This is a genomic window from Cupriavidus sp. GW823-FHT07A04, assembly GCF_058794615.1.
In genome coordinates, this window is sequence record NZ_JBXAHA010000001.1 from 15,869 (window position 1) to 39,715 (window position 23,847).

20 protein-coding genes, 1 tRNA gene and 1 pseudogene are annotated in these 23,847 nt (G+C 66.3%); 14 read left to right on the forward strand and 8 right to left on the reverse strand.

Annotated elements, in window-relative coordinates; genetic code table 11:
• Nucleotides 1–72: 72 nt before the first annotated feature.
• Nucleotides 73–600, forward strand: a complete 528-nt coding sequence (gene ppa / locus AC1Q7Q_RS00055) for an inorganic diphosphatase (RefSeq protein ID WP_043344428.1) — start codon at nucleotides 73–75, stop codon at nucleotides 598–600.
• Between the two features lie 180 nt (nucleotides 601–780).
• Nucleotides 781–1,335, forward strand: a complete 555-nt coding sequence (locus AC1Q7Q_RS00060) for a cytochrome b (protein ID WP_492376738.1) — start codon at nucleotides 781–783, stop codon at nucleotides 1,333–1,335.
• 22 nt (nucleotides 1,336–1,357) lie between these two features.
• Here AC1Q7Q_RS00060 and AC1Q7Q_RS00065 read toward each other — a convergent pair whose 3' ends face one another.
• Complete coding sequence (locus AC1Q7Q_RS00065) at nucleotides 1,358–2,617, reverse strand: GNAT family N-acetyltransferase (protein ID WP_492376739.1); 1,260 nt, start codon at nucleotides 2,615–2,617, stop codon at nucleotides 1,358–1,360.
• A 217-nt stretch (nucleotides 2,618–2,834) separates the two neighbouring features.
• On the opposite strand from AC1Q7Q_RS00065, the gene glnK reads away from it, so the two are divergent.
• Nucleotides 2,835–3,173 carry a P-II family nitrogen regulator gene (gene glnK / locus AC1Q7Q_RS00070; protein WP_006162803.1) on the forward strand — a complete coding sequence of 113 codons (339 nt, stop codon included), beginning with the start codon at nucleotides 2,835–2,837 and terminating at the stop codon, nucleotides 3,171–3,173.
• Nucleotides 3,174–3,271: 98 nt separating this feature from the next.
• Here glnK and AC1Q7Q_RS00075 read toward each other — a convergent pair whose 3' ends face one another.
• The 3 genes from AC1Q7Q_RS00075 to trxB form a co-directional block, all read right to left on the reverse strand.
• Nucleotides 3,272–3,913 carry a trimeric intracellular cation channel family protein gene (locus tag AC1Q7Q_RS00075; protein ID WP_150992623.1) on the reverse strand — a complete coding sequence of 214 codons (642 nt, stop codon included), beginning with the start codon at nucleotides 3,911–3,913 and terminating at the stop codon, nucleotides 3,272–3,274.
• A 13-nt stretch (nucleotides 3,914–3,926) separates the two neighbouring features.
• A complete protein-coding gene (locus AC1Q7Q_RS00080; RefSeq protein ID WP_492387114.1) occupies nucleotides 3,927–4,622 on the reverse strand; it encodes a Smr/MutS family protein in 696 nt (231 codons plus the stop codon).
• A gap of 133 nt (nucleotides 4,623–4,755) precedes the next feature.
• Nucleotides 4,756–5,703, reverse strand: a complete 948-nt coding sequence (gene trxB, locus AC1Q7Q_RS00085; protein ID WP_043344442.1) for a thioredoxin-disulfide reductase — start codon at nucleotides 5,701–5,703, stop codon at nucleotides 4,756–4,758.
• A 169-nt stretch (nucleotides 5,704–5,872) separates the two neighbouring features.
• On the opposite strand from trxB, the gene AC1Q7Q_RS00090 reads away from it, so the two are divergent.
• From AC1Q7Q_RS00090 to AC1Q7Q_RS00105, 4 genes are all read left to right on the forward strand, one after another.
• Entirely contained in the window at nucleotides 5,873–8,197 is a 2,325-nt protein-coding gene (locus AC1Q7Q_RS00090; RefSeq protein ID WP_492376503.1) for a DNA translocase FtsK, read from the forward strand.
• A gap of 133 nt (nucleotides 8,198–8,330) precedes the next feature.
• A complete protein-coding gene (gene lolA / locus AC1Q7Q_RS00095) occupies nucleotides 8,331–8,969 on the forward strand; it encodes an outer membrane lipoprotein chaperone LolA (RefSeq protein WP_043351351.1) in 639 nt (212 codons plus the stop codon).
• A gap of 8 nt (nucleotides 8,970–8,977) precedes the next feature.
• Nucleotides 8,978–9,397 carry a hypothetical protein gene (locus tag AC1Q7Q_RS00100; RefSeq protein WP_492376502.1) on the forward strand — a complete coding sequence of 140 codons (420 nt, stop codon included), beginning with the start codon at nucleotides 8,978–8,980 and terminating at the stop codon, nucleotides 9,395–9,397.
• A 235-nt stretch (nucleotides 9,398–9,632) separates the two neighbouring features.
• Nucleotides 9,633–10,676 carry a Fe(3+) ABC transporter substrate-binding protein gene (locus tag AC1Q7Q_RS00105; RefSeq protein ID WP_492376501.1) on the forward strand — a complete coding sequence of 348 codons (1,044 nt, stop codon included), beginning with the start codon at nucleotides 9,633–9,635 and terminating at the stop codon, nucleotides 10,674–10,676.
• Between the two features lie 72 nt (nucleotides 10,677–10,748).
• On the opposite strand, the gene AC1Q7Q_RS00110 is transcribed toward AC1Q7Q_RS00105, so the two are convergent.
• Both AC1Q7Q_RS00110 and AC1Q7Q_RS00115 read right to left on the reverse strand, forming a co-directional pair.
• On the reverse strand, nucleotides 10,749–11,429 hold the full coding sequence (locus AC1Q7Q_RS00110; protein ID WP_492376500.1) for a hypothetical protein: 681 nt from the start codon (nucleotides 11,427–11,429) through the stop codon (nucleotides 10,749–10,751).
• A 233-nt stretch (nucleotides 11,430–11,662) separates the two neighbouring features.
• Complete coding sequence (locus AC1Q7Q_RS00115; RefSeq protein ID WP_492376499.1) at nucleotides 11,663–13,315, reverse strand: ABC transporter permease; 1,653 nt, start codon at nucleotides 13,313–13,315, stop codon at nucleotides 11,663–11,665.
• A gap of 198 nt (nucleotides 13,316–13,513) precedes the next feature.
• Here AC1Q7Q_RS00115 and AC1Q7Q_RS00120 point away from each other — a divergent pair, with 198 nt between their 5' ends.
• The 7 genes and pseudogenes from AC1Q7Q_RS00120 to AC1Q7Q_RS00150 all read left to right on the forward strand — a co-directional run.
• The gene (locus AC1Q7Q_RS00120; RefSeq protein ID WP_492387115.1) at nucleotides 13,514–14,575 is read left to right on the forward strand and encodes an ABC transporter ATP-binding protein; all 1,062 of its coding nucleotides are present in this window, start codon (nucleotides 13,514–13,516) and stop codon (nucleotides 14,573–14,575) included.
• Nucleotides 14,576–14,691: 116 nt separating this feature from the next.
• Complete coding sequence (locus AC1Q7Q_RS00125; protein WP_492376497.1) at nucleotides 14,692–15,738, forward strand: TRAP transporter substrate-binding protein; 1,047 nt, start codon at nucleotides 14,692–14,694, stop codon at nucleotides 15,736–15,738.
• A gap of 113 nt (nucleotides 15,739–15,851) precedes the next feature.
• Nucleotides 15,852–17,219, forward strand: a complete 1,368-nt coding sequence (locus AC1Q7Q_RS00130; protein WP_174423246.1) for a replication-associated recombination protein A — start codon at nucleotides 15,852–15,854, stop codon at nucleotides 17,217–17,219.
• A gap of 157 nt (nucleotides 17,220–17,376) precedes the next feature.
• Nucleotides 17,377–18,690 (forward strand): serine--tRNA ligase, encoded by a 1,314-nt coding sequence (gene serS, locus AC1Q7Q_RS00135; RefSeq protein ID WP_492376496.1) that lies wholly within the window; start codon nucleotides 17,377–17,379, stop codon nucleotides 18,688–18,690.
• 78 nt (nucleotides 18,691–18,768) lie between these two features.
• A tRNA-Ser gene (locus AC1Q7Q_RS00140) sits at nucleotides 18,769–18,858 on the forward strand.
• Nucleotides 18,859–19,614: 756 nt separating this feature from the next.
• The gene (locus AC1Q7Q_RS00145) at nucleotides 19,615–20,484 is read left to right on the forward strand and encodes a DUF1653 domain-containing protein (RefSeq protein WP_492376701.1); all 870 of its coding nucleotides are present in this window, start codon (nucleotides 19,615–19,617) and stop codon (nucleotides 20,482–20,484) included.
• A 430-nt stretch (nucleotides 20,485–20,914) separates the two neighbouring features.
• Nucleotides 20,915–21,328: pseudogene (locus AC1Q7Q_RS00150) on the forward strand (phosphatase PAP2 family protein); the annotation flags it as partial.
• Nucleotides 21,329–21,485: 157 nt separating this feature from the next.
• On the opposite strand, the gene paeA reads toward AC1Q7Q_RS00150, so the two are convergent.
• Together paeA and AC1Q7Q_RS00160 are read right to left on the reverse strand one after the other, a co-directional pair.
• The gene (gene paeA, locus AC1Q7Q_RS00155; protein ID WP_492376700.1) at nucleotides 21,486–22,799 is read right to left on the reverse strand and encodes a polyamine export protein PaeA; all 1,314 of its coding nucleotides are present in this window, start codon (nucleotides 22,797–22,799) and stop codon (nucleotides 21,486–21,488) included.
• 85 nt (nucleotides 22,800–22,884) lie between these two features.
• Nucleotides 22,885–23,838: a LysR family transcriptional regulator gene (locus tag AC1Q7Q_RS00160; RefSeq protein WP_492376699.1), complete on the reverse strand. Its 954-nt coding sequence runs from the start codon at nucleotides 23,836–23,838 to the stop codon at nucleotides 22,885–22,887.
• Nucleotides 23,839–23,847 lie beyond the last annotated feature (9 nt).

The window sequence follows — 23,847 nt, forward strand, 5'->3', positions numbered from 1 at the left end:
CGTCAGGCCTGGGTCAGCTTCGAAACGCTATAATGCCCGCCATCCTCAAACACAGGCATCTGGAGAGCAAGCATGAGCTTCAACCTCGTTTCCCCCGGCAAGGACATCCCGAACGATTTCAACGTCATCATCGAAATCTCCGCCCAGAGCGATCCGGTGAAGTACGAAGCCGACAAGGAAACCGGCCTGCTCTTCGTCGACCGTTTCATCGGCACGGGCATGCGCTACCCGGCCAACTACGGCTTCATTCCCCAGACCCTGTCGGGCGACGGCGACCCCGTCGACGTGCTGGTGCTCTCGCCGTTCCCGATCCTGGCCGGCGCAGTGGTGCGCTGCCGCGCGCTGGGCATGCTCAAGATGACCGATGAGTCCGGCGTGGATGCCAAGCTGGTCGCCGTGCCGCTGGACAAGCTGTCGCCCGCCACCGCCTTCATGAAGGGCCTGTCGGACGTGCCGCAGAACCTGCTGGACCAGATCAAGCACTTCTTTGAGAACTACAAGGCACTCGAGGCAGGCAAGTGGGTCAAGGTGGAAGGCTGGGCCGGCATTGAAGAAGCCCACAAGGAAATCACCGACGGCGTGGCGAACTACACCAAGTAAGCACCGGCATCCATGGTCAGTCATGCCTGAATCCGGCGCGTGGCTGAACCGATGCTGAATAAACCCCGCTGCGGCGGGGTTTTTTGTTGCGCCAGGCTTGATGGAAACCAAAGACGCCATGAAGCCAGTGGGTTAAGCTTCAATCACAGAACAACTCGGCATGCAAACTGCCAATTCCCCATGTCCGCTACCTTTTCGACGCCGTCCACCATGGCACGGTATTCCGGCCCGGCGGTGTTCTTCCACTGGGCAGTGTTCCTGCTGATTGCCACCGCGTACGCCGCGATCGAGCTCAAAGGCTTTCTGCCCAAGGGCAGCGCATCCCGGGCATTGTCGATGTCGGTGCACACTTGGGCTGGCGCGCTGGTGCTCATCCTGGCGGTGCCGCGCCTGCTGTGGCGCCTGGTGCGCGGCGCGCCGGCGCCCGAGCCCGGTCCGCGCTGGATGCAGCTGCTCGGCAGTGCCATGCACCTTGTGCTCTATCTGTTCATTTTCGTGCAGCCCGTGCTGGGCCTGTTGGCCCTCAACGCCGGCGGCCACCTGCTGACGGTGCCAGGCCTTGGCATCGAGCTGCCCTCGCTGGTGGCGCAAAGCAAGGACCTGAAAGAGACCCTCGAGGACGTCCACGGCACGCTGGGCACCGCCTTCTACACGGTGATCGGGCTGCACGCCATCGCGGCGCTGTTCCACCACTACATGCTGGGCGATAACACGCTGCGGCGCATGTGGCGCTAAACGCGCGCCGGGCAAGCCGGCCCTAGCTGCGCGCAAACGGCGTGCGGTCGTTCAGCTCGTCCAGGTAGGCGTCGATGCCCTGGCGCTCGCGCACCAGGAAACGCTCCACGGCATCGGCAAAGGACGGGTGCGCCAGCCAGTGGGCAGAGCGGGTCGCCACGGGCAGAAAGCCTCGCGCCATCTTGTGCTCGCCCTGGGCGCCACCTTCGAAGGTGCGGATGCCCTGGGCTATGCAAAACTCCAGCGGCTGGTAGTAAGCCGTCTCGAAATGCAGGCAGGGGTGGTGCTCAAGCGCGCCCCAGTAGCGCCCGAACAGGGTGCTGCGCGCCGGGTCGTCGTCATAGACCACCAGGGACGCGGCAATCGGCTGGCCGGCACGCTCGGCGACCACCAGCAGCAGGTTCTCCGGCATGGCGGCGCCGATGCGCTGGAAGAAATCCAGGTTCAGGTAGGGCGTGGAATGATGCTCGCGGTACGTTTGCCGGTAGCAGCGGTTGAAAAAGCGCCATTGCGCCTCGTCGATCTCGGGCCCGCGCAACTGGCGGAAGGTGATGCCGGCGTCGGCCACGCGGCGCCGTTCGGCGCGGATGTTCTTGCGTTTCTTTTGCGAGAGCGTGGCCAGGAACGCTTCGAAGCTCTCATAGCCCGGGTTGGTCCAGTGGAACTGCACGCCGTGGCGCATCAGCATGCCGGCGTCTTCCATCAGCGCGGCCTCGTGCTCGTCGGGAAACAGCACGTGCAGGGAGGACAACTGGCTTTGTTCCGCCACCGCCAGCGCACATTGCAGCAGGCAGCGGCGCGCGTCTTCGTCCTCGGCCAGCAGCCGCGCACCCTGCACGGGCGTGAAGGGAACCGCGGACAGCAGCTTGGGGTAGTAGGGCAGGCGATGCTGCGCGTAGGCGTCGGCCCAGGCCCAGTCGAACACGTATTCCCCATAAGAGTGCGACTTCGCGTACAGCGGCATGGCCGCCGCCAGGCGCTCGCCACCCTCGGCGCGCCGCGCCCATAGCGTCAGGTAGCGCGGACTCCAGCCGGTCTCGTCGCAGGCGCTGCCACTGGCATGCATGGCGTGCAGGAAGGCGTGGCGCAGGAACGGCGTGGCCCCGGGCTGGGCCGCCACCAGGGCGTCCCACTCGGCCTCGGGCAGCTCGGACAGATCGAAAACGATCTGCGTGCGATAATTCTCCACCCGCTCGTGTTCCTGCCGGCCTTGTGCCGCAGCCGCCCCCGGGGTGGCCGCGTCAGGCTGGTCGGAGCCGGGCTTGAAAGATTCAGACTGCATTGCGCTAGATTTGCTCATCATCGGCGCTGCCCTCGGGCGGCGCCCTTGTTCCGGCATGGCTGCTTTGGCTGCTATGGCTGATCACGCCGCGCCCGCGCAGATGCGGGCGCGGCGACGGTTGAGTCTACCGGAAATGGCGCGGTGCGGCAGGCCACATCCCGCGGCTGGCAGGCAGGCTAAAATCTCTCACTAACCAACGACTATATAAGGGGCCAATATGAAGCAGATTACCGCCATCATCAAACCGTTCAAGCTGGACGAAGTGCGCGAGGCGCTGGCTGACGTCGGCGTGACCGGCCTGACGGTAACCGAGGTGAAGGGCTTTGGCCGCCAGAAGGGGCATACCGAGCTGTATCGCGGCGCCGAGTACGTGGTCGACTTCCTGCCCAAGATCAAGATCGAGGTCGTGGTTGCCGAGAACCAGCTCGACACCGTGCTGGACGCCATCGTCAAGGCAGCGCACACCGGCAAGATCGGCGACGGCAAGATCTTCGTGACCGAGATCGAGCGCGTGATCCGCATCCGCACCGGCGAGCAGGACGAAGCCGCCGTTTAAGCATTCGGGCGCTCAGGCTTTTTTAGCGTTCAAGCGCCGGCGGGCAATCCTGGCGATCCCACGGGAGGGGGCGCCTGGATTGCCGCTGTTGTTGTCGCCTAGCTCGGCAACTTCCAGCCGAAACGCACGCACAGCAGGCGCGCCGCCGTGATGGTGATGGCGCCCGCCAGCAGGGCCAGTTCCTGCTCGGCCTGCAGCCAGGTCAGGCCAACATAGACACAGCAGCCGACGAAGGCACAGGTGGCATAGGGCGAGCGGTCACGCAGGATCATCGGCACCTCGTTGCACAACACGTCGCGTACCACGCCACCGAACACCGAAGAGATGATGCCCATCATGACCGCCACGGTCGGGGTCATCTGCGCCACCAGCGCGAGCGATGTACCGGTGACCGAAAACAGCCCCAGGCCGATCGCATCGGCCGTGATCATGGTGCGCTCGGATGCCACCCGGCTGACCACCCGCAGCACGAACGACGCGCCGAGCGACATCACGAAGATCAAGATCACATAGCCTTCGTGGTCGACCCAGTAGAAGGGGCGGCGGTCCAGCAATACGTCGCGCACCGTGCCGCCGCCGAAGGCGGTGGCGAACGCTACCACGAAGGTGCCCACGGCATCGAAGCGCTGCTTGCGCGCATCGACCACGCCGGACACGGCAAAGGCGAGCACGCCCACCACTTCCATGACATGCAGGATCAGGGGCAACCGCCCCATCAGGAGATCGAGCGGCAAATGCATCGTGCGCGCCGTCTCAGGCGTGCGGCTGGCGCAGCAGCACCATCAGCGCGCCGGCACCGCCCTCGGCGCCGCGTGCCTGCACGAAGGCCAGCACTTCTTCCTTCTGTACCAGCCAGCTGCGCACCTTGCCCTTGAGCACGGGCGTCTTGTCCGGCGAGCCGTTGCCCTTGCCGTGGATCACGCGCACGCAACGCACGCCACGCTTGACCGAGCGCCGCACGAACTCGGCCAATGCCTCGCGCGCTTCTTCGCTGCGCAGGCCGTGCAGGTCGATCTTGTCCTGGGGCACCCATTCGCCGCGGCGCAGCTTCTTGACCACGTCCATGCCGATGCCGGGGCGGCGGAACGACAGGGTTTCGTCGGTATCGAGCAGGTTCTCGACGTCGAACTCGTCGGAAAGCGACGCGGCCAGCACGGCTTTGTCGTCCAGCTGGGTTTGCACCGGCACGGGCGCCGGATGGCGAGGCGCGGGAGTGACGCGGTTGCGGTCGCGCAGGGTGTTGACGTTGCCAACGCTGCTGCGGAATACGTCGGCTTCTTCGCGGGCGCGCTGCGCGGCTTCGTCCGCCGCGCGGCGCTCGGCTTCGCGCCGCTCCGTGTCGGCCTTGAGGGAGTCGCGCAAGCCGGACAGGTCGGTCAGGCCGAAACGCTTGGGCGGGTTGGCGGCGGGGGTGGCAGGTTTGGTGGGCTTTCTGGCGCCGTGCGTCATGGCGAGTCTCCGGGGTGCTCGGCGTGATTATAGGGTGGCAGGGCGGGGCGCGGCTGGTGCGGGCGGCGGCATCACCGGCTTGAAAAAGACAAAGGCCGGGCAAGCCCGGCCTGAGCCTTCAGTCTTTATCTCTTTACTGCAGGGCTTCCACGTAGCGCTGTGCATCCAGGGCTGCCATGCAGCCCGTGCCGGCGCTGGTGATCGCCTGGCGATAGATGTGGTCCTGCACATCGCCGGCTGCGAACACGCCCGGGATGCTGGTGGCCGTGGCATCGCCTGCCAGGCCGCTCTTGGTGACGATATAGCCGTTGTGCATCTCGAGCTGGCCTTCGAACAGTTCGGTGTTCGGCTTGTGCCCGATGGCCACGAACACGCCCGCCAGCTTGAGGTCTTCGACCGTGCCGGTGTTCACGTTGCGCACCTTCAGGCCCGTCACGCCGGAGTCGTCGCCGGTCACTTCTTCCAGCACGGAGTTCCAGCGGATTTCCACGCGGCCTTCCTTCTCGCGCTGCAGCAGGCGGTCGACCAGGATCGGCTCGGCGCGGAACTTGTCGCGGCGATGCAGCACGGTCACCTTGCTGGCGATCTGGGACAGGTAGAGGGCTTCTTCCACCGCGGTGTTGCCGCCGCCGACCACGGCCACTTCCTGGTTCTTGTAGAAGAAACCGTCGCAGGTGGCGCAGGCCGACACGCCGCGGCCCATGAACAGCTCTTCCGACGGCAGGCCAAGGTACTGGGCCGAGGCGCCGGTGGCGATGATCAGCGAATCGCAGGTGTATTCACCGGCATCGCCCACCAGGCGGATCGGGCGTTCGGTCAGCTTGGCGGTATGGATGTGATCGAAGATGATTTCGGTGTTGAAGCGTTCGGCATGCTCCAGGAAGCGCTGCATCAGTTCCGGGCCTTGCACGCCGTTGGCGTCGGCGGGCCAGTTTTCCACGTCGGTGGTGGTCATCAGCTGGCCACCCTGGGCCAGGCCGGTGATCAGCACCGGTTGCAGGTTGGCGCGGGCCGCATAGACGGCGGCGGTATAGCCGGCGGGGCCGGAACCGAGAATCAGCACTTTTGCGTGTTTGGCCATGATGCTTTCCTATGGCTGGTGCGCCTTGATGCGCACTAGCATGAATCGAAACCAGCATTATAAGTGGACCGGCGTTTGCTCACTGTTGCAAATTCCAATGGGAACGATAGCCCTGGCCAAGGTTAAAATGGCCGGCACACCCTCTTCAGTTGGCAACCCAGATCCAGGCATGGCCCGAGCTACTACCACAACACGTACTGATCCTTCCGCGCTGCCCTCGCGCATCGGCAAGCTGCTGGGCGAAGTGCGCTGGTTCCTGTTGCTGGCGGTCACACTGGCCTTCGTCTGCATCCTGGCCAGCTACAGCAAGGCGGATCCGGGCTGGTCGCACGCCAACCAGGTGGCCGACATCCACAACCTCGGCGGCCGCGTGGGCGCCTGGATGGCCGATGTGCTGTTCTTTATCTTCGGCTTCTCCGCCTACTGGTGGGCGGTGTTGCTGGTGCGCCGCTGCTGGCGCGGCTGGCGTGCGCTGACCGCCGAGCTGCCCGAGCGCAACGGCGAGGCACGGCAGGGCCTGGTGGTGAGCTGGATCGGCTTTGGCCTGTCGCTGACCGCCAGCATGGGCCTGGAGGCCATCCGCATGTATCCGCTGCGCGCCGCGCTGCCACGCGCCCCGGGTGGCGTGCTGGGCGACCTGCTCGGTGGCTGGATGCAGATGGCGCTGGGCTTCACCGGCGCCACGCTGCTGCTCTTGCTGACGCTGGCCATCGGCCTGTCGCTGTTCTTCCATTTCTCGTGGCTGTCGGTGGCCGAGCACGTGGGCGGCTTCGTCGAGACGCTCTTCCTCGGCTTCAAGGCGCGCCGCGAAAGCAAGCAGGATCGCATCATCGGCGAGGCGGCCAAGGTCGTGCGCACCGAAACCGTGGAAGTGCAGCGGGTCAAGATCGAGGAGGCCACGCCGGTGCAGATCGTGCGGCCCCAGGCGGTGCCCAAGCACGAACGCGTGGAGCGCGAGAAGCAGCAGCCGCTGTTCGCCGATATCCAGGACTCCGACCTGCCGCCGCTGGCGCTGCTGGACCCCATCCCCACGCACCAGGAAACCGTCAGCGCCGAAACGCTGGAATTCACCTCGCGCCTGATCGAGAAGAAGCTCAAGGATTTCGGTGTCGAGGTCAAGGTGGTGGCGGCCTACCCGGGCCCGGTCATCACCCGCTACGAAATCGAGCCGGCCACCGGCGTCAAGGGCAGCCAGGTGGTCAACCTGGCGCGTGACCTGGCGCGTTCGCTGTCGCTGGTTTCCATTCGCGTGGTGGAAACCATCCCCGGCAAGATCTACATGGGGCTGGAACTGCCCAACCCCAAGCGCCAGACGGTGCGGCTGTCCGAGATCCTCGGCTCGCAGGTCTACAACGAGAGCGCGTCCAACCTCACGATGGCGCTGGGCAAGGACATCGCCGGCAAGCCCATGGTGGCGGATCTGGCCAAGATGCCGCACTGCATGGTGGCGGGTACCACCGGCTCCGGCAAGTCGGTTGGCATCAACGCCATGATCCTGTCGCTGCTCTACAAGGCCAAGGCCGAGCAGGTGCGGCTGATCCTGATCGACCCCAAGATGCTGGAGATGAGTGTCTACGAAGGCATCCCACATCTGCTGTGCCCGGTGGTGACCGACATGCGCCAGGCCGGCAACGCCCTGAACTGGGCGGTCGGCGAGATGGAGCGGCGCTACAAGCTGATGAGCAAGCTGGGCGTGCGCAACCTGGCCGGCTACAACAAGAAGATCGATGAAGCCGCCTCGCGCGAGGAGAAGCTTCCCAACCCGTTCAGCCTGACCCCGGACGCGCCCGAGCCGCTCGAGAAGCTGCCGATGATCGTGATTGTGATCGACGAGCTGGCCGACCTGATGATGGTGGTGGGCAAGAAGGTGGAAGAGCTGATCGCGCGCATCGCGCAGAAGGCCCGCGCCGCCGGCATCCACCTGGTGCTGGCCACGCAGCGTCCGTCGGTCGACGTGATCACTGGCCTGATCAAGGCCAACGTGCCGACCCGCATCGCCTTCCAGGTCAGCAGCAAGATCGATTCGCGCACCATCCTCGACCAGCAGGGCGCGGAGGCGTTGCTCGGCATGGGCGATATGCTCTACCTGGCGCCGGGCACCGGCGTGCCGATCCGCGTCCACGGCGCCTTTGTCTCCGACGATGAAGTGCACCGCGTGGTCGAAAAGCTCAAGGAAGGCGGCGAGACCAACTACATCGAGGGCATCCTCGAAGGCGGCGTGGCCGAGGGCGACCTGGGCAGCGATGGCATGGGCGGTGGCGCTGGCATTGGCGGCGGCGGCGAGGCCGATCCGCTCTACGACCAGGCTGTCGACGTGGTGCTGAAGAACCGCCGCGCCTCGATCTCCCTGGTGCAGCGCCACCTGCGCATCGGCTATAACCGTGCCGCGCGGCTGCTGGAGGACATGGAAAAGGCTGGTCTGGTTTCCGCCATGTCGGGCAACGGCAATCGCGACATCCTGGCCCCGGCAGGCACCTCCCGCGAGGAAGAATAAGCTGCCGCGCGTAACATGCAGTTACGTGCGAAGCACATCGTTGCGGAATCTGGCGCCCGCGCGCCGCTCTAACCGGACAGGCAGTGCAGCCGCCCCGGCGGTGCGCACCCTCCAACCCAGCAAGGACAACACCATGCGAATCCGCATTCTCGCGTCGGCATGCGCCGCGGCGGCCATGCTGTCGCTGACAGCGACGGCGGCCATGGCGGCCGGCACCGACCAGCTCCAGGCCTTCGTGGCGGGCGTGAAGAGCGCCAAGGGCGAATTTACCCAGCGCCAGGTCAAGGGGCAGGGCGATAGCCTCAAGGTGGCCGGCACCTCCAGCGGCACCTTCGCTTTTTCGCGCCCTGGCAAGTTCACCTGGCGCTACGTCAAGCCGTACGACCAGTTGCTGCAGGCCGACGGCCAGACGCTCTACATCTACGACAAGGACCTCAACCAGGTCACCGAGCGCAAGCTCGATGGCGCCCTGGGGTCCAGCCCCGCCGCGATCCTGTTCGGCAGCAATGACTTGGAAAAGAACTTTGTCGTGAAGAACGGCCCCACGCGCGACGGCGTGGAGTGGCTTGAGCTCACGCCGAGAGCCAAGGACACGCAGTTCGAGCGCATCGGCATCGGCTTCAAGAGCGGCAACCTGGAAGCGATGGAGTTGCGCGATGCCTTCGGCAACACGACGCTCCTGACCTTCAGCGCGATGCAGAAGAATCCCGTGCTGCCGGCCGACACCTTCCGGTTTGCGGTGCCCAAGGGCGCCGACGTGCTCAAGCAATGAGGCGCGCCATGATCCCCGCATTCCTGACCCGGCCGGCCTGGCGCCGTTGCGGTGCCATTGCCGGCATTGCCGCCGCTGCGTTGCTGGCCGCCTGCGCCAGCCCCGGCGCTAGCAAGCAGTTCGACGTGGATGCCTTCCTGCGCGCCTCCGATACGGCGCTGCCGGAAGTGCTTGCCAATCCGGATTTTCTCTCCGCCACGCAGGCCAGTGCCAACGATTGCGCCGTGCTGCTGCAGTCGGTCAACAGCGGCGTGCTGGAAGGGCTGCCGCCCACCGGCAGTGGACATGGGCCAGCCTGGCTGCTGCATCCGGCCGGCGCCCCGGCCAAGGTGTGGCTGGTGGTCAGCAAGACCGGCGGCGAGCGGACCTGCCATGGGCCGCTGCCTGCCGATGCCATGAAGGCATTGGTGGAACGCGCCAGTACCTGAATGTGATGCACGGATAACGCCGGGCGCAATCGAAGACCCGGCGGTATCTGTTATCCCGGTCGGCGTTTCAGCGTCTCAATCCGCACTTTACCTCTCCAGGCTTACCACGAGAAAAATGACAGCGTTGTAACTTGACTGCTGAAACGGGAATGATTATTGTTTCCAGATTGTCTTGTCCAGGATGCATGCGTCGCATCGTCTGGACGGCATACAACAATCATCGAAGAGGAGAGTCATGACCGTATTCCGCCGCTTGCTGCCGCGCACCTCAGCGCTCGCCGCGCTCGCTGTTCTGGCACTGCCGCTCGCCGCGTCCGCCCAGGAAAAGGTGCTGAACCTCTACACCGCACGCCACTACCAGACCGACGAAGCGCTCTACGCCAACTTCACCAAGCAGACCGGCATCAAGATCAACCGCATCGAGGGCCAGGAAGACCCGCTGCTGGAGCGCATCAGGAGCGAGGGCGCCAATAGCCCGGCAGATGTATTTATCACCGTCGACATCGGCCGGCTGTGGCGGGCCCAGCAGGCGGGCGTGTTCGCGCCGCTCAAGTCGAGCGTGCTGGAGTCGCGCATTCCCGCCAACTACCGCGACCCGAACGGCGACTGGTTCGGCTTCTCGGCGCGGGCTCGCGTAATTGCCTACAACAAGGCCGCGGTCAAGCCCGGCGACATCAAGACCTACGAAGATCTCGCCGATCCCAAATGGAAGGGCAAGCTGTGCATCCGCTCCAGCGGCCACGTGTACAACCTGTCGCTGATGTCCAGCCTGATCGCCCATGACGGCGAGGCCAAGACCGAGCAATGGACGCGCGGCGTGGTGGCCAACCTGGCGCGCGCGCCCAAGGGCGGCGATACCGACCAGCTCAAGGCCGTGGCGGCAGGCGAGTGCGATATCGCGGTGGCCAACACCTACTACATCGCGCGCATCCTCAAGTCGACCAAGCCCGAGGACAAGGCCGTGGCGGAGAAGCTCGGCGTGCTGTGGCCCAACCAGGCCAGCCAGGGCGTGCACATGAACATCTCCGGCGGCGGCATGCTCAAGCATGCGCCCAACAAGGCGTCCGCGCGCGCGTTCCTGGAGTACCTGGCCAGCGATGACGCGCAGCGCTATTTTGCCGATGGCAACAATGAGTGGCCGGTGGTGGAGAGCGTGAAGATCAGCAATCCGGCGCTGGAAGCGCTGGGCAGCTTCAAGGCGGACAAGATCAACGTGGCCGAACTAGGCAAGCACCAGCCGCAAGCGCAGAAGCTGGCGGACAAGGCTGGCTACAAGTAAGAAAGCAAGAAGGCGCCAGCGCGGCCTGGCTGGCGGGACGGGGATGGCGGCGCGAGCCGCCATTTCCTATTTCTATGGCTTGGGCACGGGCCTGGCTTTGGGCCCTGGCCCCTTGGCGGCGTTGCTCTCGCTGCCTTCGCCAGGTTCAAGGCGCCGGAACTTCAGCTTTGCGCCGCGCTCCCTGTGCTTCTCGAAGGTCACCTTCAACTGCTCGCGCCGCTTTTTGTGCGAGTGGCCCAGCGTGCCAGCCGCGTATGGCAGCTTGGCCACCACCTTGCCCGCGGTCTGGCGCGCCAGCAGTACGTCCAGCGCTTGCCGCGCGCGTACCTGGGCGTGTAGCAGCGCGTCCGAAGGATTGGCCTTGGCGCGGTTCAAGTCGTAAGGCAACATGACCGGCCCGGCAAGCTGGCGCAGCGCCGCGCGGATGTGCGGGCTGTCCAGCCCGGCCTCATGGAGCACCCATGCTGCGTCATGGCGCAGCCATGGCTCCGGGTCGCCGAGCTTGCGCAGCAGGGCAAGCGAGATATCGGCCTGCCGGTAGCCGTGCGCGCGCCTTACCGCGTTGAGCGCAATGCGCCTCACATGGAAATTCTCGTGATCGAACAGGTCCGCCACCAGGCGCTCGACCATGCCAGGCTTTTCCAGCTGCTCAGCCAGTTGGCCCGCCAGGGCGATTTCCTCGACGGCGCTGATCCGGTCTTGCAGGGTCAGCCGGTTCAGCTTGAACACGAGCATGCGGTAACGAAGCTGCATAACACTCTCTGAAGACGCTGCGAACAAGTGCCGGGCAAGGATTGCCACCGGCACAGTCATGATCGGCGCGAAGCACGCCAGCGGCGGGGGCAGGCCGCCTGGCACGCGCGAGAACGGGGCGGCGAGCCGGGGAACAGCTTCGGATTAGTGAGATATCGGCAATACGTTGAAGAACTTTAGTTGAAGAACTTTAGGAAACCTCGCGGCCTGTTTCCGCGGGCGACCCGAGTGTGCTATTCCCGCGCATCCCGCCGTATCGAACGTGACAGCAGGATCACCGGCAGCAGGCCCACCGCCACGATCACCAGCGATGCCGTGGCGGCTTCGGCCAGGCGCTCGTCCGAGGCCAGGTTGTAGGCCTGCACGGCCAGTGTGTCGAAGTTGAACGGCCGCATCACAAAGGTGGCGGGCAGCTCTTTCATGACGTCGACGAAGACGATCAACGCTGCGGTCAGCAGGCTGCCGCGCAACATTGGCAGGTGCACGCGCCGCAACGTGGCGCCGGGGCCGTGGCCCAGGCTGCGCGCCGCCGCGTCCATGCCCGGCGTGATCTTGACCAGGCCGGCGTTGACGGTTTGCAGCGCCACGCCCAGAAAGCGCACCAGGTAGGCATAGACCAGTGCGGCAATGCCGCCGGTCAGCAGGAGTCCGGTCGACCATCCCAGATGCTGCTGCAGCCATGCCGACATGGCATCGTCCAGCCGCGCCACCGGCACCAGCACGCCGACCGCCACCACCGAGCCGGGCAGGGCATAGCCCATGCCGCACACCCGCGTCAGCGCGCGCAGCAGCCAGCCCCGGCCCGCGGCCATGCTGCGCCCGGCATAGCCGATCACCAGCGCGGCCAGCACCGCGATCAGCGCGGTCACGCTGGCCAGCAGGAAGCTGTTGCGCACCAGGCCGATAAAGCGCGGGCCGAACTGCGCGTCGCCTTCGGCCAGCGCCATCTTGCACAGCATCAGCGCCGGGATGGCAAAGCCCAGCAGCACCGGCACCACGCATACCAGCAGCGCCAGCGCGGCGCGCCAGCCATGCAGCCGGTAAGCCGGCGCGCGGCGCTGGCCACCATGCACGCGGGCACGGCCCCGGCTGGCGCGCTCGACCAGCAGGATGCCGATCACGAATACCAGCATGCAGGCCGACAACTGCGCGGCCGCGTTCTTGTCGCCCAGCGAGAACCACGCGCGGTAGATGCCCGTGGAAAACGTCGGGATGCCGAAGTAGGCCACCGTGCCGAAATCGGCCAGCGTCTCCATCAGCGCCAGCGCCGTGCCAGCCACGATGCCGGGGCGCGCCAGCGGTAGCATCACGCGCCAGACGCTGCCCCAGGTGCCATAGCCAAGCAGCCTTGCCGCTTCCAGCGTGTTCAGGGTTTGCTGCAGGAAGGCCGCGCGCGCGGTCAGGTAGACGTAGGGATAGAGCACCAGCGTGAACAACACGATGGCGCCGCCCAGCGAGCGGATATCCGGGAACCAGTACTCCCGCGCGCGCCAGCCGGTCAGCTCGCGCAGCCAGCTTTGCACCGGGCCGGCGAACTGCAGGGCATCGGTATAGGCGTAGGCGATGACATAGGCCGGCATCGCCAGCGGCAGCACCAGCGCCCATTCCAGCCAGGCCCGCCCGGCGAACCGGTAGGTGCTGACAAGCCACGCGGCGGGCACGCCCACCAGCAGCACGCCGGCGCAGACGCCGGCCAGCAGCCACAGCGTATTGCCAACGTACTCGGCCAGGACTGTGTCGGCCAGATGCCGCCAGGTGTCGCCGCTGGGCTCGAGCAGGCTGCCAGCCACCTGCGCGATCGGCAGCGCGATCAGCAGCGCGGCCAGGGCGGCAACCAAGGCTAACGGGTGCAGGCGGCGGGTACGGCTAGGGCGAAGCAGGCTCATGCGGCAGCGGCGTGGGTGTCGGTATTGGTGCGGGACAGGGTGAGGCCCGGCGGCGGGGCGCGGTCGGCAGGCCTTGGGGCAAGCCCTGCATTCTAGCAATGCGGATACGCCGGGCGACGCATACGCATGTGACAGACATACAGGGCCTGCGTCCATATAATGCTCGGCATGCCAGGCCACCCGCATTCCAATTCATCCATGCCAGCACGATCCGATGTTGTGATCGAGGTCGATCGCATCCACCATGGCTTCGGCAGCCAGCGCGTTGTCAACGACCTGTCCTTCACCCTCGCGCGCGGCAGCATCGCCTGCCTGCTCGGCCCCAGCGGCTGCGGCAAGACCACGGTGCTGCGCGCCATCGCCGGATTCGAGCCGCTGCGCGAAGGCCGCATCCTGCTGCAAGGGCAGGTGATGTCGTCGCCGGGGTTTGCCGTGGCGCCCGAGCACCGGCGCATCGGCATGGTGTTCCAGGATTACGCCTTGTTCCCGCACCTGAGCGTGGCGGACAACGTCGCCTTCGGGCTGCATGCCGTGCGCCGCGGCGAACGCGCGGCGCGGGTCGAGGAAATGCTCACGCTGGTGGGCCTGGCCGGTTCCGGCGGCAAGTTCCCGCACGAGCTCTCGGGCGGCCAGCAGCAGCGCGTGGCGCTGGCGCGCGCACTGGCGCCGAAGCCGGAGCTGCTGCTGCTCGACGAGCCGTTCTCCAATCTCGACATCGACCTGCGCGAGCGCCTGAGCCTGGAGGTGCGTGACATCCTTAAAGCTCAGGGCGCCACCGCCATTCTGGTCACCCACGACCAGTACGAAGCCTTTGCCATGGCAGATGAGATCGGCGTGATGCACGCCGGCGCCATCGAGCAGTGGGACAGCGCGCACAACCTCTATCACCGGCCGGCCACACGCGTGGTCGCGGACTTCATCGGGCAGGGCGTGCTGATGCCGGGGCAGCTTGCCAGCCCGCACTCGGTCGTGCTGGAACTCGGCACGCTGCATAGCAGCGAGCCGTTGGGCGTACCACCCGCAACGGCAGAGGTCGATGTGCTGATCCGCCCCGACGATATCGTGCACGACGATGACGGCCCGCTGCGCGCGAAGATCCTGCACAAGGCCTTTCGCGGTGCCGAGATCCTGTACACGCTACGCTTGGCCGGCGGCGGCCAGGTGTTGTCGCTGGTGCCTTCGCATCACGACCATGCGCTCGGCGAGCACATCGGCATTCGCGTGGAGGTGGACGACGTGGTGGCGTTCCGGCGCGGCTGAGCGCACCGCCAGGGCCCTGGCGGCTTACTTGCTTACTTGTTCGACGCCACCGCCTTACAGCTTCATAGCTTCACGGCTTCACGGCTTCATTACCTCAAGATTCCAGGACTCTCATCATGTTTGCTTCCCCGAAGGGCACATCCCAACTGCTGCGCCGCCAATGCCTGCGCCGCGGCCTGCTGCTAGCCTTGCTGGCCTGTGGCGCAAACCTGGCCTGGGCGCAGCCGGCTGCTGCGGCCACCTGGCGGATGGCCACCGAATACCCGGCCAGCGCCATGCCTGGTGAAGGGCTGGCTACCTTCGCCGACGAGGTCAAGGCGCGCACCGCAGGCGCGATCGACGTCAAGCCCAGCTTTGACGCCAGCGCGGGCGTCAAGTCCGCGCAGATGCCGGCGGCGGTGAAAGAAGGGCGGCTGGAGGGCGGCGATGCCTTCGGCGGCGCACTGGGTGCGGTCGATCCGCTGTTCCTGCTGTCGTCGCTGCCGTTCGTCGCCACCTCGGTGGATTCGGCCAGGCGCCTGGCCGAACTGGCCCGCGCCGACTACGCGCGCGCCTTCGAGGCACAGGGGCAACACTTGCTCTACGTTACGCCCTGGCCGCCCACCGGCTTGTGGTCGCGCAACGCGGTTGCCACGCTGACGGACCTGCGCGCACTTTCGGTGCGCACCTATGACGAGACGTCCACCGAAGTCATGCGTGCTGCCGGCGCGCAGCCGACCAACCTGTCGTTTGCCGACGCGATGCCGCGCCTGAAGGACGGCTCGGTCAACGCGGTGCTGTCTTCCGGCGACGGCGGCGCGGGCCGCAAGCTGTGGGACTACCTGCCCAACTTCACGGCCATCGGCTATGCGATGCCGTTGTCGTTCACCACGGTCAATGCGGCCGCGTACGCGGCCTTGCCGCCCGCTTTGCGCGCCTCGGTAGACGCAGCCGCGCAGGCGACCGAGCAAAAGCAGTGGGCGCGCCTGGGCACACGGCTGGAAGAAAATACCACGCGCATGCGGGCCAACGGCGTGACCATCCAGGACAATCCCGCCCCGGCGGTGCGGCAGGCGCTACGCGATGCCGGCGCGGGCGCGGTGGCGGCCTGGCGCACGCGCGTGGGCAGCGAGCGCGCTGGCGTGCTCGATGTCTTCACGCGCAGTGAGCGCGCCGCGCGCTGATTCGCTAGCCGTGGTGGGCTGCGCGGCCGGCCCCGCGCGATGGTCTACACTGTCAGGTTCCTAGGCGCAGCGGGCACGCACCGTGCGCGCCTGACCTTAAAGGCCTGAATACCGTGGCGGACACGCTGTTTTCCGAAGCTCCCGATCGTTCCCAACAACCCCTGGCCGAGCGCCTGCGCCCGCGCAATATCGATGAGGTGATCGGCCAGCAACACCTGCTTGGCGCTGGCAAGCCGCTGCGGGTGGCGTTCGCGTCCGGCGAGCCGCACTCCATGATCCTGTGGGGCCCGCCCGGCGTGGGCAAGACCACGCTGGCGAGGCTGATGGCCACAGCCTTCGACGCCGAGTTCATCGCGCTGTCGGCGGTGCTGTCCGGCGTCAAGGACATCCGCGAGGCGGTCGAGCGCGCCGAGCAATACCGTGCCCACGGACGGCGCACGCTGGTGTTCGTGGACGAGGTGCACCGCTTCAACAAGAGTCAGCAGGATGCCTTCCTGCCGCACGTGGAAAGCGGGCTGTTCACCTTTATCGGCGCCACCACCGAGAACCCGTCATTCGAGGTCAACGGCGCCTTGCTGTCGCGCGCCGCGGTCTACGTGCTCAAGAGCCTGGACGACGCCGAGCTGACGCAGCTGGCGCGGCGCGCCAGCGAAGAGCTGGGCGGCCTGCAGTGGGAGGACGAGGCGCTGCAGCTGATCGTGGCCTCGGCCGATGGCGATGGCCGCAAGCTGCTCAACAATATCGAGATCGTGGCGCGCGCCGCGCGCAGTGCCGGCGCGCCGGTCATCGACAACGCGCTGCTCGGCAGCGCCTTGTCGGAGAACCTGCGCCGCTTCGACAAGGGCGGCGACGCGTTCTACGATCAGATCAGCGCGCTGCATAAATCCGTGCGCGGCTCCGATCCCGATGCCACGTTGTACTGGTTCTGCCGCATGATCGACGGCGGTGCCGATCCGCGCTACCTGGCGCGCCGCATCGTGCGCATGGCGTGGGAGGACATCGGCCTGGCCGATCCGCGTGCCGCCCGCATCACGCTGGATGCCGCCGAGACCTACGAGCGCCTAGGCTCGCCGGAGGGCGAGCTCGCGCTGGCGCAAGCCCTGATCTACCTGGCCGTGGCCCCCAAGTCCAATGCCGGCTACAACGCCTACAACACCGCGCGCGCCTTCGTGGCCAAGGACAAGTCGCGCGGCGTGCCGGTGCACCTGCGCAACGCGCCGACAAAGCTGATGAAAGAGCTGGGCTACGGCCACGCCTACCGCTATGCGCACGACGAGCCCGAAGCCTACGCCGCCGGCGAGCACTACTTCCCCGACGACCTCAAGCGCCCGGGCTGGTACAAGCCCACGCCGCGCGGGCTGGAAGGCAAGATCGGCGACAAGCTGCGCCACCTGCGCGATCTTGACGCGCAGTGGCTGCGGCAGCAGGGCAAAGGCAAGGGCCGGGACGAAGGCGGCGGCGAGGGCGGCGGAGCGCAATAACGCGCATCGCCCCTGGCCGGCGGCGCGTCCCCGCGAACAACGGGCGATCCGCCAGCTTGTTCTCCAGCCAGCGGATCGGCGTGGGCCCGGGCCAGTACAGTAAAATGCCAGATCCGCCAGCATGTCGCTGGCCAATGCACCTGCCCTCACACGCAACATGCTAGACATCCAGCTGTTCCGCAAAGACATCGACGCCGTGGCGCAACGCCTTGCCACGCGCGGATTCCAACTCGACGTAGCGGCCTTCCAGGCACTCGAAGCCGAGCGCAAGCAACTGCAGACCCAGACCGAGGAACTGCAGGCGCGCCGCAACAGCCTCTCCAAGCAGATCGGCATGCTCAAGGGCAAGGGCGAAGACGCCTCGGCGGTGATGGCTGAAGTCGGCGGCATCGGCGAAGCCCTCAAGGCCTCGGCCGCGCGCCTGGAAGAAATCCAGGCCCAGCTCGCCGAGATCATGGAAGCCATCCCCAACCTGCCGCACGAAAGCGTGCCGGTGGGCCGGGACGAGACCGGCAATGTGGAGGTGCGCCGCGTCGGCACGCCGCGCAGCTTTGACTTCGAGGTCAAGGACCACGTCGACGTGGGCGAGCGCCTCGGGCTGGATTTCGATACCGCGAGCAAGGTCACGGGCTCGCGCTTCGCCATGCTGCGCGGTGGCATCGCACGCATGCATCGCGCGCTGGTGCAGCTGATGCTGGACACCCATACGCTTGAGCACGGTTACACCGAGATGTACGTGCCTTACATCGTCAATGCCGCCTCGATGCGCGGCACCGGCCAATTGCCCAAGTTCGAGGAAGACCTGTTCAAGGTGCCGCGCAAGGTTGGTGGCGAGAACAGCGAGGGTGGCGAGCGCACCGAGAACTTCTACCTGATCCCCACGGCCGAAGTGCCGCTGACCAACATCGTGCGCGACGCCATCGTGGCCGGCGACAAGCTGCCGCTGCGCTTCGTTGCCCACACGCCTTGCTTCCGCTCGGAAGCCGGCTCCTACGGCCGCGACACGCGCGGCATGATCCGCCAGCATCAGTTCGACAAGGTCGAGCTCGTCCAGGTGGTGCAGCCCGAGCATTCGTTCGACGCGCTCGAGCAGCTCACCGGCCACGCCGAAGCCATCCTGAAGAAGCTGGACCTGCCGTTCCGCACCATGGTGCTATGCACCGGCGACATGGGCTTTGGCAGCACCAAGACCTATGACCTCGAAGTGTGGATCCCCGCGCAGGGCACCTACCGCGAGATCAGCTCCTGCTCGAACATGGGCGACTTCCAGGCCCGCCGCATGCAGGCCCGCTTCCGCGCAGGCCAGGGCAAGCCGGAACTGCTGCACACGCTCAACGGCTCCGGCCTGGCGGTTGGCCGCACGCTGGTGGCGATCCTGGAGAACTACCAGAACGCCGACGGCTCGCTGACGGTGCCGGCCGCATTGCAGCCGTATCTGGGCGGCCTGACGCGCCTGGAGCCCGAGGCGTAAATTTTCACGCGAGGGGCTTGCGGTGGAAATGTAGTTTCCTCTATAATCTTGTTCTTCGCGACAAGCGACCCAGTTACCGGAGAGGTGGCAGAGTGGTCGAATGTACCTGACTCGAAATCAGGCGTAGGTGCGAGCCTACCGTGGGTTCGAATCCCACCCTCTCCGCCAGCAGTACGCAAAGCCCCACAATTCCTCACAGAGTCGTGGGGCTTTTGCTTTGGGGGTACGGTTTCGCGCGTTGTCGGCACGATGGCAGCAGGCATCGTTGCACAGGTCAACGAGCCTGCCAGCTCACGCGATATACTCTGCGCATCGCTGCAACCACAGCGATCGGGATTGGCGTCCCGAACGAAAAGGCGGACAGTCGCCATCGGGCGATTTTTTACTTCCGTTATGCCTCTGCCTGCTTTCATTGGGCGGGCCTGGGCAGGGAGCCTTCGGGCTCGCCGGATCCTTTTCGCCGGTACGCCAACCTGGCCTTGCGCCCGCCCGCCTACCCACCCCGACTGGTGTCGAGGTGCAGGATCGGGGCTAGCGGCGTAATCGATGACGGTGGTGGCGCCTGCGAAGCGCGCCGGACATGGCAACCTGCCGCCAGACCTCTATATTGGTTAAGTGGCAACCGCCACGTCGACCAGAATGGAGGTAAGGCATGAGCCGGAACGCTCACTCCAATTCGAAGCGGCCATCCCCGAACATCCGGTTTGAGAAACGGCACAGCAAGGAGAGCGAGGTGCAGGAGATGTCTCTCAAGGACCCGAAGATGGCTGAACCTGGCGCGATGCGTCAGCGCACGCATCGCAAGTAATGTAGCCAACGCGTAGCCAACCACGCAGTCAACCCTGCGCGCCCGCGCGGGGCCCGCAAGCGGCCCCGCGTGGTCAATGCACTATCATGACGCTGCTCCGATTTGAACAGCCGCTCATGACACAGTCTTCTTGCCCGCCTTCCCCGCACGCCTTGCCCGGCGCAGATGGGTCCTCCGACTATCTCCACGGCATGCCCTATCGCCATTACAAGGGCGGCGCCTATGCCATGGTTGGCCTCGGCGTGATCGAGTCTGACCTGTCGCAGGTGGTGGTGTACGAGTCGATGCGGGACCGCTCCCGCTTGTGGGTGCGGCCGCTGGATGTGTTCGGTGAAAACGTGGACACGCCGCAGGGCACGCAAGCGCGTTTCGCGCCGGACTGGCCGGCTGCGCTGGCTTGCCTGGACTTCTTGCCGCGCGCGACGGTGTTGCAGGTGCTGGCCTGCTACGACGCGCCTTACCGCCACTACCACGATCGCCGCCATGTGCTGGAGATGTTCGCGCTGGCGCAGGCGCGCGGCATTGCGCTCGCGCCCGCGCAGGCGCTTGCCGTGCTGTTCCACGACGCGGTCTACGTGCCGGGCTGCGAGCACAACGAAGCGGCGTCGGCCGCGTTGATCGAGACCATGGTGAGCGGGGTCGATGCGGCGGTGACAGCGCTGGCCGCGCGCATCGTGATGGATACCTGCGGGCATCGTGCATCGGTGCCGGAGTCCGAGGCGGTGCTGGATCTGGACCTGTCCCGGCTGGCTGCGCCCGACGCGGAATTCGATGCGTGGACTGTCGCTGTGTTCGAGGAAAACAAGGCGCTGCTGGCCAATCGCACTGGCCTGTCTGGCGATGCCCTGTACGCGGCATTCATGCAGCGGCGGATCGCGTTCCTGCAGGCGATGGCGCAGCGGCCACACTTGTTCCTCACGCCAGCCTTTGCCGATTGCGAAGCGCCGGCACGCGCCAATATCGCGCGTATGGCGGCAGGGGGCTGAGCCGATGGTGGCTGCTCCCGTTCAAGCGCTCGCGGCCGTCCAGCCGGCTGGCGCGTCCTGGCTCACGCCGGCAACCGCGCTGGGCGTGGTGGGCCTTCTCGCTTTGTTCGCGTTGTTGCTGCTCTGTGTGGTGCGCGGCTTGCTGCTGGTGATCCGCCCGCTGGTGCGCAGGCTCGATGCCGCGCGCTTGCGTGCCCGCGATGCGCTGCGGACGCGGGACACGCAGCCGTGGCCGCGCGTGGCCGGCATGCTGGAGCGCGATATCGTCGAGCTGCTCCTGCTGGCGGCAGGCGGTGTGTTGTTGCTGGCTTGCGCAGCCGCGTTGCTGTGGCTGGGCGAATCCATCGCCGAAGGCGCGCCGCTGGTGCAGGTGGACCAGGCGGTGTTCGCGCAGCTTCGCGCGTGGCAGCAGGGCTGGCTGGATACGGCCATGGTGGCGCTGACTGAGCTGGGTGGCGCGCGGGTGTCCGTGGCGGTGGGCGTGGCGGTCTTTGGCTGGCTGGCATGGCGCCGTGCCTGGGTGGCGGCAGCTTACTGGGTGGGGGCGCTGGTTGGCGCGCGCGCCTGCGTGATGGTGCTCAAGCTTGCCCTTGAGCGCAGCCGGCCGGCCAGCATCTACGGCGGCCTGGAGTCGTTCTCGTTTCCTAGCGGCCACGCCACCAGCAGCATGGTGACCTATGGCTTCCTGGCCTTCCTGCTGTGCCTGCGCCAGCCGTGGCGGGTACGGATGCCGGTGGTGGCGCTGACCGCGGTGGTGGTGACGCTGATCTGCCTGTCGCGGCTCTACCTTGGCATGCACTGGCTGTCCGACGTGCTGGCGGGCTGCGCGCTCGGCTTTGCCTGGATCGTGCTGCTGGGCACCGCCTATGCCACCCTGCATGCACCGGAACGCCTGGCGCCGCTGCGCCTGGGCGCGGTCGCCGCCGCGGCGGTGGTGGTGGTTGGCACGTGGATCGTGGTGTTCCAGCTGCCCGGCACGGTCGAGCGGTATCGCCGCGCGCTTACGGCTGGAACGGCGCCGCCAGCGGCAGCCGCGAAACCAGCAACTGATCGATCTTGTGATGGTCGATGTCCAGCACTTCAAAGCGGAATCCCGCAGCCTCGATCGCTTCCGACTTCTTCGGGATCCGCTTGAGCGTGTAGATGACGAGCCCGGCGGCCGTGTCGACGTAATCCTCGCCGGGCAGCTCGTCGAGCTCCAGCGCCTTCTTCAGGTCCACCAGCGGCGTGACGCCGTCGACCAGCCATGAGCTTTCGTCGCGCCGCACGATCTGTTCATCCTCGGTGGAGTAGATGATGTTGCCCATCAGCGCGCCGACGATATCGTCCAGCGTGACGATGCCCACCACCAGCCCGTATTCGTTCATGACCACCGCAAAGTTCTGGTGCATCTCGCGAAAGCGCGTGAGCGATTCGGTGAGCGTCAGCGTGTCCGGGATCACCAGCACGTTCTTGTCGTGGTGTTTGCCGATATTGCCGATGTTGCCGATCACGCCGGTGGAATCGTCGGCAAGGAACAGCTGCAGGATGTCCTTCGAATCGATGTAGCCCAGCACGTCGTCGAGGTTGTGCCCGCACACCGGATATTGCGCGTGCGGATAGTTGACCAGCTTGCGCCGCAGGCTGTCGGGGGATTCGTCCAGGCCGATGTAGACCACATCGTCGCGCGGGGTCATCACCGCGGTGACGCTTTTCGCGTCCAGCTCGAACACGTTCTCGATCAGGTGGATCTCGTGCTTGTGGAGCACGCCGGCCTCCGCCCCGGCATCGACCATGGCGGCGATGTCCTCCGAGGTGATCTGGTCGATGTGCTTGGTGGGCACGCCGAACAGATGCAGCGTGGCATTGGCGGCACCGTTGAAGACGTAGACCAGTGGCTTGAAGATCTTGATGAGCGTGAGCATCGGCCCGATCACCGCCAGCGCGCAGGCTTCGGGAAACGTCATGGCGATGCGCTTGGGGATCAGGTCGGCGAACTGGATAAAGAGCAGGGTGACGATCAGGAAGGAGCCGACATTGGCGATGCGCTGGGTGGTGACCACGTCCAGGTAGGGCAGCAGCGCCGTCTGCAACAGGTCGGAGACATGCTTCTCGCCGACGATACCGGCCAGGATGGCCACGCTGTTGACGCCGATCTGCACGATGGTGAAGAAGTTGCCCGGCTCCTCCTTGAGCAGCATGATCTTGGTGGCGCGGCGGTCGCCACGCTCGGACAGCGTCTGCAGCTTGGTGCGGCGCGATGCGGTCAGCGCGATCTCGGAAATCGAGAAGAAGGCGCTGATCAGGATGAGGAGAAGCAGGGTCAGGGCGAACATAGGTTTGGGAAAGCACCGTTCAGGCGCTTTGATGATGGTGCACGGCGCAGGGTACTGTCAAATTCCGCAAGGGCGGCGGGACGTTTCATCTGGGCGCATGCTCAAAACTGACCGCCGGCGCTTCCAGTCGCTGCGGCAGCGCAGCAGCCAGTTCCCGTGCGGCGGCGGCAAACTGTTCGCGCATCGCGTCGGCCAGGCTGGAACTGCCGCGGTGGCTGGCGCGCAGCAACTGGATCTCGAAAGGCAACGCGGGCTTGACCTCGTGCAGCGAAACTCGCTGCGGGTTTGCGCCCAGCGCGGTGTACTGGTCGAGCAAGGTAAGGCCCAGGCCGGCATCGACCAGTGCCAGCGCCAGTGAATAGGTCTGGACTTCCAGCGTGGAACGCGGCTCAAGCGCATTGCGCGCCAGCGTCTGGCGCACCAGCAGCCCAAGCGAGCTGTTGTCGTCGTAGGCAATGAAGGGACGCTCAACCAGCTTGTGCATCGGCACGTCGGCCCGCCGGCCACGGGCCGCCAGCGGCTCGCCGCGCGGCACCGCCAGCAGCATCTGGCCACCAGCTACCGGTTCGCTGGTGATGGCTTCGTGGCGTGGTGGCGAGAAGGCGAAGCCCAGGTCGATCTGGTTAGCCAGCAGCCCTTGCACGATCTCGTCGGTGTGGTGGGTCAGTACCTGCACCTGGGTGTCGGGATGGCGCGCGCAAAAGCGGCGTACGGCTGGCACCAGCAGCGGATTGGCCAGGCTGGGCGTGGCCGCCACGCGCAGGCGGCCGGCGCCTTTGTGGCGCAGGCTTTCGGAGACGCGGCGCACCCGCTCGATCTCGCCATATAGCCGCTCGACATCGCCATACAGCGCGCCGGCCTCCGGCGTGGCCTGCAGCCTGCCTTTCACCCGGTCGAACAAACGGAAGCCGAGCGTGGCCTCGGCATGCTGCAGCACGCGCGTGACCACCGGCTGGGAGACGTGCAGCAGGCGCGCGGCCTCACTGACGGTGCCGGTCAGCATGACCGCGCGAAAGACTTCGATCTGACGCAATCGCATGTGGCAGGG